This is a genomic window from Sediminibacterium sp. FW305-C-49 (genome assembly GCF_058231085.1).
Window position 1 is genome coordinate 1,124,181 of sequence record NZ_JBIQXS010000002.1, and the last position, 14,020, is coordinate 1,138,200.

At 42.1% G+C, this 14,020-nt stretch carries 7 protein-coding genes and 1 tRNA gene; 2 read left to right on the forward strand and 6 right to left on the reverse strand.

The window, feature by feature from the left end; translation table 11 throughout:
- Nucleotides 1-6,405, forward strand: a 6,405-nt coding sequence (locus ACH3Z1_RS12380) for an HYR domain-containing protein (protein WP_490822287.1), incomplete at its 5' end; no start/stop codon positions are given.
- A 150-nt stretch (nt 6,406-6,555) separates the two neighbouring features.
- Here ACH3Z1_RS12380 and ACH3Z1_RS12385 read toward each other — a convergent pair.
- The 3 genes from ACH3Z1_RS12385 to ACH3Z1_RS12395 form a co-directional block, all read right to left on the reverse strand.
- Nucleotides 6,556-6,629 (reverse strand) — tRNA-Arg (locus ACH3Z1_RS12385).
- A 92-nt stretch (nt 6,630-6,721) separates the two neighbouring features.
- Nucleotides 6,722-7,501 carry an SDR family NAD(P)-dependent oxidoreductase gene (locus tag ACH3Z1_RS12390; RefSeq protein ID WP_490822288.1) on the reverse strand — a complete coding sequence of 260 codons (780 nt, stop codon included), beginning with the start codon at nt 7,499-7,501 and terminating at the stop codon, nt 6,722-6,724.
- A gap of 70 nt (nt 7,502-7,571) precedes the next feature.
- Nucleotides 7,572-8,384 (reverse strand): phytanoyl-CoA dioxygenase family protein, encoded by an 813-nt coding sequence (locus tag ACH3Z1_RS12395; protein ID WP_490822289.1) that lies wholly within the window; start codon nt 8,382-8,384, stop codon nt 7,572-7,574.
- A 98-nt stretch (nt 8,385-8,482) separates the two neighbouring features.
- Between ACH3Z1_RS12395 and ACH3Z1_RS12400 the strand changes: the two genes are divergently transcribed.
- On the forward strand, nt 8,483-9,625 hold the full coding sequence (locus ACH3Z1_RS12400) for a BamA/TamA family outer membrane protein (RefSeq protein ID WP_490822290.1): 1,143 nt from the start codon (nt 8,483-8,485) through the stop codon (nt 9,623-9,625).
- Here ACH3Z1_RS12400 and ACH3Z1_RS12405 read toward each other — a convergent pair.
- The 3 genes from ACH3Z1_RS12405 to pyk all read right to left on the reverse strand — a co-directional run bounded on the left by ACH3Z1_RS12405 (nt 9,622) and on the right by pyk (nt 13,967).
- Nucleotides 9,622-10,269 carry a phosphatase PAP2-related protein gene (locus ACH3Z1_RS12405; protein WP_490822291.1) on the reverse strand — a complete coding sequence of 216 codons (648 nt, stop codon included), beginning with the start codon at nt 10,267-10,269 and terminating at the stop codon, nt 9,622-9,624. The two genes, ACH3Z1_RS12400 and ACH3Z1_RS12405, sit on opposite strands and share 4 nt — an antisense overlap.
- A 64-nt stretch (nt 10,270-10,333) precedes the next feature.
- Nucleotides 10,334-12,241, reverse strand: coding sequence for a glucosamine-6-phosphate deaminase (gene nagB, locus ACH3Z1_RS12410; protein WP_490822292.1), 1,908 nt, complete (start codon nt 12,239-12,241; stop codon nt 10,334-10,336).
- A 235-nt stretch (nt 12,242-12,476) separates the two neighbouring features.
- Nucleotides 12,477-13,967, reverse strand: coding sequence for a pyruvate kinase (gene pyk / locus ACH3Z1_RS12415; protein ID WP_490822293.1), 1,491 nt, complete (start codon nt 13,965-13,967; stop codon nt 12,477-12,479).
- Between the last annotated feature and the right edge of the window lie 53 nt (nt 13,968-14,020).

Here is a 14,020-nt window from a genome sequence, read left to right on the forward strand (position 1 = left end):
CAGGAATATTACCGTTTTAATCAGGGTTTTGTAGGTGCCAATAATTCAACTGAAACAACTTTGACAGACCTGAGTGGTAATAACCGTCATGGAACACTCAGTGGTTTTGCATTAACAGGAAACAATTCAAACTGGTTACAGTCAGGCTTTGTCAGTACTGCCAATTGTGCTCCATATGTAGCTCCAATAGCACCTATAGTGGGTAATATGTCTCTTTGTATTGGTAGCAATACTACATTGACAAATGCGAATGACGGTGGCAGATGGACAAGTAGTAATACGGGAGTAGCAACTATAAATAATACTACAGGTCAAGTGACTACCGTTAGTGTCGGTACGACTACGATCACTTATACCACAGAGTGTGGTGCTGTATCTACGGCTACCTTAACCGTGAATGCATTACCTGTTGCAAGCGTTGCTGGTACCAATACGATTTGTTCGGGAGGTTCAACAGTACTTACTGCATCAGGTGGTGCTACTTATTTATGGAATACTGGTGCAACTACAGCAGCTATTAATGTATCTCCGACTACAACAACCACGTACAGTGTTACAGCGACTAGTGCGGCTGGTTGTACATCTACAGCTAACCGAACAGTCACAGTGATTCCCAAACCAACAGTATCGGCCAGTTCAAATAGTCCGGTAAATCCAGGAGGTAATTTGCAGTTATCTGCTTCTGGTGCGGTTACTTATACATGGTCTGGACCAAATGGATTTAGTAGTTCACTGCAGAATCCTATTATTAATAGTCCAACATCAACTGCCAGTGGTACTTATACGGTAACAGGTACAAATGCTAGTGGTTGCACCAATACTGCTTCTGTAAATGTAACTGTGTTGTCAAATCCTGCTACTGCATTAAAAACAGATGGTGTGGATGATCATGTAACGATCAATAATCCATTCAGGTCATTTGGTAAAGCCATTACAGTAGAATTCTGGATGAATTCACCTACGGGTATATTGGCCCAGGGTTCTGTGATGGGTCAGTCTTCATTGAATGTGGATGGTATGACTACTGATGTATGGTTGATGCATCCGGATATTGGCCGTACAAAACTTGACTTTTATGTGAATGATGCCGGAACATGGAGACAAGTAACTGTACCTATCAGAGTGGGAGGCTGGCATCATTATGTAGGTGTGGCGAGTGAGTTTGGTACTAAATTCTATGTAGATGGTGTATTGGAGGTAACAGGGCCTGGTATCAGTACCGGTATCCTGAATAATGCCAATTCCATCATACAGATTGGTAAAGACCCAAGACATACCAACCTCCGTTTTGCAGACATGTCTATTGATGAAGTAAGGATATGGAGCCGTGCGCTTTGTGAGGATGAAATTATCAATAATAAAAACTGTGAATTGAATCCTGCGGGACAGAATGGTTTACAGGAATATTACCGTTTTAATCAGGGTTTTGTAGGTGCCAATAATTCAACTGAAACAACTTTGACAGACCTGAGTGGCAATAACCGTCATGGAACACTCAGTGGTTTTGCATTAACAGGAAACAATTCAAACTGGGTACAGTCAGGCTTTGTCAGTACTGCCAATTGTTCTCCATATACAGCTCCAATAGCACCTATAGCGGGTAATATGTCTCTTTGTATTGGTAGCAATACTACATTGACAAATGCGAATGACGGTGGCAGATGGACAAGTAGTAATACGGGAGTAGCAACTATAAATAATACTACAGGTCAAGTGACTACCGTTAGTGTCGGTACGACTACAATCACTTATACTACAGAGTGTGGTGCTGTATCTACGGCTACTTTAACCGTGAATGCATTACCTGTTGCAAGCGTTGCTGGTACCAATACGATTTGTTCGGGAGGTTCAACAATACTTACCGCATCAGGTGGAGTTGCCTATTTATGGAATACGGGTGCAACTACAGCAGCTATTAATGTATCTCCGACTGCTACAACAACATACAGTGTGACGGTTACGAGTCCTGCGGGTTGTGTATCTACTGCTAACAGAACTGTAACTGTGAATCCAAAACCAACAGTAACAGCCAGTTCAAATAGTCCGATAACAGCCGGTAGTAATTTGCAATTATCTTCTAACGGAGCCACTACTTATAGCTGGACCGGACCTAATGGGTTTACCAGTTCGGTGCAGCATCCTGTAATAACAGGTGCAACTACTGCAGCCAGTGGTGTGTATACCGTTACCGGTTTCAATGCTTCGGGTTGCAGCAATACGGCTACTGTAAATGTGACTGTTCTGGCAATTCCTGCAACAGCCCTTCATACAGATGGTGTGAATGATTATGTAGCGATTAATAATCCATTCAGGACTTTCGGAAAAGAATTAACAGTTGAATTCTGGATGAATACGCCTGATGCTATTATGCCTTATGGCTCAGTTATGGGACAGGCAACTGCTGGTGTAGACAATATGTCTACCAACGTTTGGCTCATGCATCCGAACACAACAGGTGGAATTGACTTTTTAGTAAATGATGCAGGAACCTGGAGAGGTGCTACCGTACCTATCAAAGCTGGTGGTTGGCATCATTATGTTGGTGTAGCAAGTGAATTTGGAACCAAGTTTTATGTTGATGGCATATTGGAAGCTACAGGGCCAGCGGTTACAACTGGTATTGTAAACAATGCAAACTCTGTTATTCATATCGGAAAAGATGTAAGACATAATACGGGTCGTTTCGGAAATATAACCGTTGATGAAGTGCGTATTTGGAGTAGGGTTTTGTGTGAAGGAGAAATTAATAATAGTATGAATTGTGAATTAAATCCATCAGGATTAACAGGTTTACAGCAATACTATCGTTTTAACCAAGGATTTATTGATGCTAATAATAGTTCGGTAACTACACTTGTAGATGCGAGTGGAAATGGAAGAGATGGGCAACTCAATGATTTTGCCCTAACAGGTGCCAATTCGAATTGGACGGCATCCGGTTCTACGAATACAGGTACTTGTACCAGTTACAGTGCACCTACAGCACCCATTACCGGTTTAACTTATATCTGTATTGGATCTACAAGTACTTTATCCAATTCCATACCCGGTGGTTTATGGAGCAGTAGTAATCCCGCCGTTGCTACCATTGATGCCCATACAGGATTGGTAACATCAGTGAGTGCAGGAGTAACTACGATCACTTACAAAAATGAATGTGGCGGTATTTCTACGACTACTGTTTCTACCCCTAATTTGCCTACACCTTCCATTACTGCACCTGTGGGAGGTACCAATGTTTGTCCGGGTTATACAGTTACTTTGAGTGCTCCATCTGGCTTTGGTCTAAGATACCAATGGTACAAAGATGGTGTAGAAATTCCTGGTGCAACATCTAGCAATTATACTGCAGCAGTTTCTGGTATCTATACTCTCGCCAGAACTAGTCTTCCATGTAGTTCACCTCAATCAAGTCCTGTAATAGTAACCATTGCTGATGCTGTTAAACCAAGCATTACATGTCCCCCAAATCAAACACTGAATCTGGATGCGACTTGTAAAGCAACTTTACCGGATTACAGAAGTCTGTTAACGGTGAGCGATAATTGTACGCCTGCAGGTTCTTTGGTAATCACACAAAGTCCGGCAGCAGGGTCAGTGGTGAATGATAAGGGTTCAATGATTGTTGCCTTTACTGTTACGGATGCAGCAGGTAATGAAAGTACCTGTACTATTTCAGTAGATAAGAAAGATATAACAGCACCTGTAATTAGTTGTCCTGCAAATATCAATGTTACTGCTACCAGTGCCGCTGGCGCCCTTGTAACTTATGCTACACCTGTAGGTACAGATAATTGTAGTGGTGCCACAACAGTAAGAACTGCAGGACTTGCCAGCGGATCAACTTTCCCAATCGGTACCACAACAGTTACTTATCGTGTTACTGATGGAGCAGGGTTATCAACGCAGTGCTCATTTACAGTAACGGTAGTTGGTGTGGCACCGGTAATTACCTGTCCGGCCAACATTACAGTGAACGCAGCGGCAGGTACATGTGCAGCCAATGTGAATTTCGCTGCAACAGAAACTGTGGGTATTCCGGCATCTACTATTGTTTATACGACTAATGGTACTCCGGTGGTATCAGGAGCCAACTTCCCTGTAGGTACAACAACTGTTGTAGCTACAGCTACAAACGCAGTTGGAAGTTCAAGCTGTTCATTCACTGTAACAGTAGTGGATAATCAAAATCCGACCATTACAGCACCTGCAAATGTTCAGGGTAATAATACCGCCGGACTTTGCACAGGAACTGTAACACTCGGTACACCGGTTACAGCGGATAATTGCGGAGTGGCATCTGTTGACAATGATGCACCATCTGTATTCCCTGTGGGTACAACGGTTGTTACCTGGACTGTAACAGATGTGCATGGTAATAGTGCTACTGCAACACAAACCGTAGTGATTGCAGATAATGAGAAGCCAACCATTGCAGCACCTGCAAATGTTCAGGGCAATAATACCGCCGGACTTTGCACAGGAACTGTAACACTCGGTACACCGGTTACAGCAGATAATTGCGGAGTGGCATCTGTTGACAATAATGCACCATCTGTATTCCCTGTGGGTACAACGGTTGTTACCTGGACTATAACAGATGTACATGGTAATAGTACTACTGCAACACAAACCGTAGTGATTGCAGATAATGAGAAGCCAACCATTACAGCACCTGCAAATGTTCAGGGCAATAATACCGCCGGACTTTGCACAGGAACTGTGAACTTAGGTACACCTGTTACGGGCGATAATTGTGGAGTTGCATCTGTTGAAAATGATGCACCTGCAGCATTCCCCGTAGGTACAACGGTTGTTACATGGACAGTAACAGATATACATGGAAATACAGCTACTGTATCACAGACTGTGGTGATAACAGATACTGAGCGACCCACCATTACAGCACCTGAGAATGTACAGAGCAATAATACCGCCGGACTTTGTACAGGAACAGTGAATTTAGGTACACCTGTTACGGGAGATAATTGCGGAGTAGCTTCGGTTACCAATGATGCGCCATCTGTATTCCCGGTAGGAACCACAACGGTTACCTGGACAGTAACAGATGTACATGGCAATACAGCTACTGCAACACAAACGGTTGTAGTAAATGATACAGAATTACCGGTAGTAGTAGCACGTAATATTGTTATTGAGTTGGCGGCTAACGGACAAGCTTCTGTTACACCTGCACAGATTAACAATGGCTCAACCGATAATTGTGGTATCGCTAGTGTAACATTGAGTAAGCTGAATTTCGATTGTAGTAATGTGGGTGCAAATACAGTTGTCTTAACGGTTACTGATATTCACGGAAATACATCAACAGCCAATGCAACGGTAACGGTTCAGGATAATATTAAGCCAACAGTAATTACTAAGTCTGTTACGGTTACTTTAGTAAACGGTGCAGCTTCTGTAACTGCGGCTCAGGTGAACGACGGTTCATTGGATAATTGTGGAATCGCTACCATGACTGTTTCACCTGCCAGCTTCAACTGTAATAATATTGGAATAAATACAGTAGCACTTACCGTAACAGATGTGAATGGTAATACCGCAACCAAAACAGCAATAGTAACGGTAGTGGGGCAATTACCAAGCTGTTCTATCACTTCAGTGCCAACGAGTAATGTATATACAGGTGGTAATCCTAAGAATATCTACCTGGGTTACGGTGCTCAAAGTACGGTATTGAATGTAGCAGCAACGGGTGGTAGTAGCTATACTTACCAGTGGAGTGGTAATGCAATACAAATGTTGAGTGGTACAACTGCTGCAGCGCCAGTATTCACGCCAACAGCAGCAGGTAACTATACATTCACGGTTACTGTTACTAATAATTTCGGATGTACTTCAACCTGCAGTATTACCATCTGTGTGAAAGACATCAGAGTGCCTGGAACCGGATTAAAGGGTAGCCCGGCTAAAGTGTACATCTGTCATTTACCTCCGGGTAACAACAACAATCCGCAGACATTGGAGATCAGTGTAAACGCTGTAGCTACCCATATTGGTCAGCATTCAGGCGACAGACTGGGAACATGTGCCATGACAGCTTGCGCTGAACCACCTGTAACAGCTGTAACAGCGAATAAGCAAACTGCTAAAATTGTATCTGACGAGTCTGCGAAAGCAAGCACAGAAGAAGAATTAAAAGTTACCGTAATGCCGAATCCGACAAGCACACATTTCACGCTGAAGCTGGAAAGTAAATACGATCAGCCGGTGAACATGAGAGTATTGGATGTATCAGGCAGGGTAATTGACAGCAGGGTTAAACTTGGATCAAATGCTACCATACAAATTGGACATAGCTACCATAGTGGAACTTATTTCGCTGAATTTATTCAAGGTAACAGACGTAAAGTGGTACAACTGATGAAAATAAAAGAAAGATAAAAATTTCAATAACCCTTCATGTAAACCAACCTAGAGACTGCCTTACCAAGGCAGTCTCTTTTTTTTAGCCCGGCCGTCTTTACTATTATGTTGATTGGGTTAGTGCATAAAAAAAGAGTTAACCATTGTAGTTAACTCTTTCTTTCTGTGTGACCGCGTCAGGATTCAAACCTGAAACCTTCTGATCCGTAGTCAGATGCTCTATTCAGTTGAGCTACGCAGCCGATTGTATGATTAAGGTCGATTCCTCAATCGGGGTGCAAATATAAGCCTTGTCAGATTATTTTCAAAAAGCTAAAGCGCTTTTTTCAAAAAATCAATCCAATTCATAAATGCCAGCCGCTGTTTTTTCAGCCAGTTTTTTGGGGAAAAGCCAAACCAGAAAAGCCCCTAACTGGTTAATAAAACCGGTTATCACTTCCGCTTTTTTGGCATACATGGCTTTTACAGCAATAGAAGCTACTGCTTTTGGGGTCATATTTACCTTTTCGGCAGCTCTTAATCCTTTTGCACCCACTTTGGCCCTTGCAGCAAAACCTGTGTCGGTTGATCCCGGACTCACTGCCGTTACCGAAACCCCTTTGTTCCTCAGTTCATAACGAAGTCCACGACTAAAACTCAGCATAAAAGATTTACTGGCGGCATAAGTGGTTAACCCAGGAACAGACTGATAAGCAGCCGAACTCACGATGTTTAAAATATAAGATGGCTGGTTTGTCTTTAGTTGTGGTAAAAGTGTTCCGGTAAGCTCTACAGGTACCGTCATGTTCACCTGCATCATGGCTTTGTGTTCTTCCGTGGTATAATCTGTAAACGGACCACTTAATCCGTAGCCGGCATTGTTCACCAGTATATTCACCTTAAACAGGTTGGTTTCAATCCAACTGTTTAAAGTGGTTACCGCATGGGGGAGAGCAAGATCAAGCGCCAGAAAATGTGCTTCGATATGGTACTGCTGTTTTAATGTTTGCGTCAGTTCTTCCAGCAGGCGGGCATCTCGGGCTACCAACAGCAGATGTACCTGTCTTGCAGCCAGTTCTTCTGCGATGGCTTTGCCGATTCCTTTGCTGGCACCTGTAATCAATGCATATTTCATGATGACAATAGGTTTGAATGAAAAAGGTCAACATAAGTTGACCTTTTAAAAATAATATTTTCTCTGTCTATTAGTGGTGAACTTTCCCGGTAAATCTGTGATAGAAAGGTGTTTTACTGTTTTCGTCTTTCGGCTTGTATTTACCTGTAACGATCGGTACATACATTACCCTTCTGCGGCTTTCCTCTCCAAATTTGGGCGACTGTTTTACACGGTGCCATAAACGGCCGTCGTGTACCGATAAATCACCTGAGTAAATATCAAACCCAACTTCTCTTGCATCATCATTGTTGTCGATGAAATATTTTTTGCCAAACAACAGTTTAAACATGCCTTGTTTGTGTGTGCCGGGTAGTACACGCAAACCGCCGTTCTCAAACATACAGGTATCAAGATGAATACCTACGTTGAGCATCGGCATAATTTTTTGTCCCATGAACAGGTCACGGGGGCTATCTGTATGCCAGCCCATTTGTGTAAATGTGCTGTTCGGTGTATTGATATAGTTGTTGATGACCAACCCGTCTTTTTCATTTTCTGCAATACGGCCCTCATAGGGTTGTAAAAATGCAGTTAATGCTTTCAGACGCTCATCGCCCAAAAGGTCATGGAGAGGGTTGCTATACAGTGAACTAAAGCATAAACGTTGAATGGTAGTATTGCCCTGGTCGTCTTTTCCGAATTTGAGCGGAATACCATTGATTTTATCTTTCTTTTCATCCAGCCACTGTTTTTCCAGTCGCTGAAGTTCACCGATGTACGTGGCCACTTTTTCTTTATCCAGAAAGTTGCGAAACACGATCACACCATGCTTATCAAAAAAATCCAGTTGCTCGGGGGTTACCGTATCGCCAAGCTTAAAATGACTGTCCCATTTTTTCATTCTGATCCGGTTCGTTTAGTATATAACTGTAATGTTAATTATTTATTACAAAATTGTAAAGTATCAGGGCCTATAAAACAAGCAAAAATAAGCAAATTATGACCAGATTTCCCATTTATAATGGTACCAACGGCTTATTTTGCATTTATATGACACGTTGCATCAGGCGTTTATGCCTCTCTACCTTGCTTTTGCCCTGTTTTTCCACAGTAATGTCGCAGGATTCTTCTCAAGCCAAACCAAAACTGGTTGTTTTTCCGGCCATGACTCGCTCCATTGAAACGAGCTGGGCTTTTGGGGGAGCTGCATCTTATACATTCCGGGCCTCGGCAAAAGATACCCTTTCCCGCACTTCCAGCATCCAGATGGGGGCGCTTTATTCATTGCGTAAACAATTGGTGAGCTCAGTTCGGGGTACCCAATACCTCAGAAATGAGAACTGGATATTAAATGAACAGGTCTCTTTCAGCTCTTTTCCCGATAAATTCTGGGGAATGGGGAAAAATACAACAGATGGTGCAGAGGAAGACTATTCATTCAAACAGATGTATGTATACCTGCATTTCATGAAAAAAATAGCACCCCGTTTATTTGCAGGACTTTTATATGAATACCAGCGTGTATGGGATATTGATTACAAACCCGGAGGACTGTTCGATCAGCAACAGGTAGTAGGCAGGTATGATTATTATGTATCCGGATTGGGATTAAGTCTTACTTATGATAGCCGCAACCATGCTTTTTACCCTGATAAAGGTTTCTTTGCACAAACTTATTTTAACCATTTCAGTAAACTAACTGGTTCTCAGTTTCCTTATACCAATATTGTAGTTGATATACGTAAATACATGCCGGCAGGAAGGGATGCTGTTTTTGCTACACAAGCATGGTTATTTGGCAATATTGGAAAATCAGTTCCATTGCGCAGCCAGGCAGCTTTTGGTGGCGATAATACGATGCGTGGATATTACCAGGGACGTTTTCGTGATCTTCAACAATTTGTGATACAGGGCGAATACCGGAGACATGTGTACAAACGAATTGGTCTGGTGGCTTTTGCAGGTTTGGGTAATGTAGCACATGAAATGGGGGAATTAAATTTCAGTAACCTGAAATATTCATTCGGTGGCGGACTAAGGTATGCATTGAACGCATCGGAGAAACTCAACCTGCGGATTGACTATGGAATAGGAAAGGGCCAAAACAGTGGCTTCTATTTCCAACTGGCGGAAGCATTTTAATAAATGCTGCTGATTTTACTTACCCGGTATACGATGTATGTAAAAAAGAAAGCAGCCACTACATCAATTGTGTAATGAACATGTTGCACCAATACCAGTATACCTACGGCCAGTGTAGCCAGCAGTGCCAGGTATTTATCTGTTTTTTTTGTTAGACAGAGACACATCAGGAACATATTCGAAGTATGACCGGAGAAAAACAGGTCTTTGGTCATGAATTTATCCTTTCCTCCATATACCATGCTGGTCAGTGGATCATTGAGTCTGATTAACCCATCCGGCGGATCAAGCGGAACCATCGTAATACTCACCATCCTGGCTATGCATAACAGGGTAAAAGAAGACAACATCAGCAGGGCAAATGCGGGGTTCTGTATCATTCGAACAATTACAAGAGCACTGATACTCCAGATGATCAGGAATGTAGGAATGGAAACGTCGGCTGCAGGAATAGCCTGTAAAATAAGATCGTGCAGGTAGGCACCTTCTCTTTTTTCGATATAATGAAAAAAGGAGGGAAGTGAAAAAATAATAATGGACAGAAGGATGGCACTGATGATAAACTTTCTTCTGAAAATGGCATTTGCCCAGGCTTCCTGCCAGCCCGATTTATAGGTTACGTCTTTTTGCGCCTTTTCCTGCATCCGGCAAATATAAAACCTCCGCTTTGTTTAAAAACGGAGGTTTTACAACAACGGTAAATTTCTATTAATAATGCCAGCGAACAAAAGCTTCCATGGCTGCGTATTTGGTCATGCCCAGAGCGGCATACAAGTTGGCCGTGTTTGAATTCCTCTCTTCAGCCCGCTGCCAGAATTCGCGGCTATCACTGCCCTGAAAAGGAACCATGTCTTTTTGCGACTGGTGTATGAAAATACCAAAACGTTTCTTCATGACCTGATCGGGACTCATAGGGATAGCCATTTCTATTTCTGCAATATCCCATTCCTGCCATGCACCCTTATACAACCAAACCCAGCAATCGTTGACCCAGTTATCGCCGGCAGCTTTAATGCGGCGAAGACTTTCAAAAATGATATCCAGGCAAACTTTATGTGTTCCATGCGGATCGGCGAGATCACCGGCACAGTAGATCTGTTGTGGCTGAAGTTTACGCAATAGTGCGATGGTGATTTCAATATCAGCCTCACCCATTGGATTTTTCTCAACAGTACCTGTTTCATAAAATGGCAGGTTCATAAAATGACAACGATCATCAGTAAGACCCACATAACGACAGGTAGCTTTGGCTTCGCAACGACGAATCAGTCCTTTAATAGCCCTTATTTCATTGGTATCGCGCTGATTTTTTTGTTTTCCTCCAATAAAGCTGCGGGCGGCTTTTAAAATGTCTTGACTCTTTTTATTGTCAATGCCAAACATATCTTCAAAGCCCACAGCGAAATCGATAAAACGTGTGACAAATTCGTCAGCTACTGCAATGTTTCCGCTGGTTTGGTAGGCTACGTGTACTTCATGCCCCTGATCGTGCAAACGCATAAATGTTCCACCCATACTAATGATATCATCATCAGGGTGCGGGGAGAAAATCAGGCATTTTTTGGGATAAGGGGTACTTCTTTCAGGGTGGGCTGGTATTATCGCGTTGGCTTTACCACCGGGCCAGCCTGTAAGACTGTCTCTCAGCATATAAAATACCTGTAGATTGATTTCATATGCTTCACCTTTCTCCACAATCAGATCTGATAATCCATTTTCATTGTAGTCGTGTTCGGTTAGACTTAAAACAGATTTATTGAGTTTAAGTGCCAGGTTAATAACGGCACGTTTGATCATTTTAGGAGTCCACTCACAATCTCCCGTTAACCAGGGTGATTTAATACGGGTAAGTTCAGAAGACGCAGCGTCGTCGATAATGAATGTACAGTTATCGTGTTGCTGGAGAATACTGGCAGGTACCTGTTCTGTTACATCGCCTTCCACTGAACGGGCAATGATTTTTCCTTTCATTCCCCAGCCCATCAGTAATATACGCTTTGCTTTCATGATGACACTGATACCCATGGTAACAGCGAGGCGGGGCACTTTGGAAATATTCTGGAATTCATACGCATTGGCAATCCTTGTTGTATTATCGAGGTTAACCAATCTTGTTTTTGAGTGTATGCTGGATCCGGGTTCGTTAAAACCAATATGTCCGTTATTACCAATACCCAACACCTGTAAGTCTATACCTCCAAGGTCTTCTATCAACTGGTCATAAGCGGCACAGTGTTGTTTAATTTCATCTTTTGGCCATAGTCCGTTTGGGATATATATATTCTTCGGATCTATATCTACATGGTTAAACAGGTGGCGATGCATAAAACTCCAATAACTCTGGAATGCGTCTTTTTCAATCGGGTAGTATTCGTCGAGGTTGAAACTGATGACATTGGCAAAACTTAACCCTTCCTCTCTGTGTAAACGCACCAGTTCAGCATACATACTGATGGGAGTAGAACCAGTAGCAAGGCCTAATATACATGGCTTTCCCTGTTGCTGTTTTTCGCGTATTAATGCTGCAATTTCCTGTGCTACATATTTTGAACCGTCCTTTGAACCAGGAAAGATTTTAACCGGAATCTTCTCAAAAGAATCGACCATGTTTGACATAATTTTAGCTTTACGAAAATACATGTATTATTTTAAAAAACGCAAAAACCTGCATTTATTAGGCTATTACCCGGCTTAGTCTGGGTAATTTTGTCTTTTAATTGCAATAATGTGCATGTATTACAATGATTAAAAGATAATAAAGCGTTCAGATTATTGATTAGCATTGACAACCAATATAAAAAAAGATTCCCAAGTGGGAATCTTTATATACCAAATTATGTGGAGATGAAGATTAAAGTACTTTGGTAAGTTTAATAATATTCGTTGGTAAATGCTGGTCAACCGGAGTAGAACCTGTATTCACTACAACATCGCCTGTTTGTAAAAAACCTCTCTCTTTAAGAATATTGATCTGGTCGAAAATGATATCATCCAGACTGTCTTCTTCCGCATAATAAAATGCACGAACACCCCAGCTCAGACTTAACTGGTTTACGAGCGATTTCTCTTTGGTAAAAATATAGAGTGGGGAAGAGGGTCTGTAACTACTGAGCATAAATGCCGTGTAACCACTTTGGGTCATACCAACAAGTGCCTGTGCTGATACATCTTCCGATATTTTACATGCATTGTAACAAATGGCATCGCTGTGGAAAGATGGCGAATGTGGTTGCGGTTTAAGGTCTTCTGAGCGGTTATAACGATATTCTTTTTTCTCTACTTCCAGAATAATCTTGCGCATGGTTTCTACTACCAGTGCCGGATGGTTACCTGCGGCAGTTTCACCACTCAGCATTACAGCGTCGGCTCCTTCCAAAACGGCATTGGCCACATCTGTAATCTCGCTTCTGTTGGGTTTTACCCGGTCAATCATACTCTCCATCATCTGTGTTGCCACAATAACGGGTTTGGCACGGTGAATACATTTGCGAATCAGTTCTTTCTGTATCAATGGAATCTGCTCAACCGGTAATTCTACCCCCAGATCACCACGAGCCACCATAATACCATCACTTTCAATAATGATATCACGGATATTTACCAGTGCTTCGGGTTTTTCAATTTTTGCAATGATCTTGGTCTTGCTTTTCTTTTCTGTGAGCTTGCTCCTCAATATCACGATATCTTTTACGCTGCGCACAAAACTCAAAGCCACCCAGTCGAGTTGCTGTTCAATAATAAAATCAAGATCAATCAGATCTTTTTCTGTTAATGCCGGCAAAGAAATTTTTGTGTCAGGTAAGTTGATACCTTTTTTAGATGATAAGATGCCACCAAGTGTTACCACCACTTTTACATCACCATTTTTTTCAATGCTGACTACTTTTACTTCAATTTTACCATCATCAATCATGATGATATTTCCAATAATCACGTCTCCGGCAAGATTGGGATATGAAACATAAATCTTTTCAAGATTACCAATGCATTTTTCATTGGTAAATGTGAGAATATCGCCCACTTTTACATCCAGTGCATTGTTCTCAATTTCACCTACTCTCAGTTTAGGCCCCTGTAAATCGCCAAGAATGGAAATATTATACGGTTGTGTTTTATTGATGTTGCGGATATGTTCAATGATACGTTGTTTGTCTTCGTGGCTGCCATGTGAAAAATTCAGCCTGAATACATTCACACCAGCTTTTACCAATGCCAGTAATTGTTCATAACTATCGCATGCAGGACCAACGGTAGCAACGATCTTGGTTTTATGATTCACGTGTTCCAATCCTGCCTGCTTGTCCATGTTCTTGTGCAGGTACTTGTCGAGATTTTTTGACATTGTGTGGAGTTGTGTTTATTGGTTTACGATCCTGTATTGATTGTGTTGCCCAC

What these genes read in the sequence shown, in the direction of transcription:
- nagB (WP_490822292.1), bottom strand. Translation starts at nt 12,241, where the DNA reads ATGTCAAACATGGTCGATTCTTTTGAGAAGATTCCGGTTAAAATCTTT.
- ACH3Z1_RS12390 (WP_490822288.1), bottom strand. Translation starts at nt 7,501, where the DNA reads ATGAAATATGCATTGATTACAGGTGCCAGCAAAGGAATCGGCAAAGCC.
- ACH3Z1_RS12395 (WP_490822289.1), bottom strand. Translation starts at nt 8,384, where the DNA reads ATGAAAAAATGGGACAGTCATTTTAAGCTTGGCGATACGGTAACCCCC.
- pyk (WP_490822293.1), bottom strand. Translation starts at nt 13,967, where the DNA reads ATGTCAAAAAATCTCGACAAGTACCTGCACAAGAACATGGACAAGCAG.
- ACH3Z1_RS12405 (WP_490822291.1), bottom strand. Translation starts at nt 10,269, where the DNA reads ATGCAGGAAAAGGCGCAAAAAGACGTAACCTATAAATCGGGCTGGCAG.
- ACH3Z1_RS12400 (WP_490822290.1), top strand. Translation starts at nt 8,483, where the DNA reads ATGACCAGATTTCCCATTTATAATGGTACCAACGGCTTATTTTGCATT.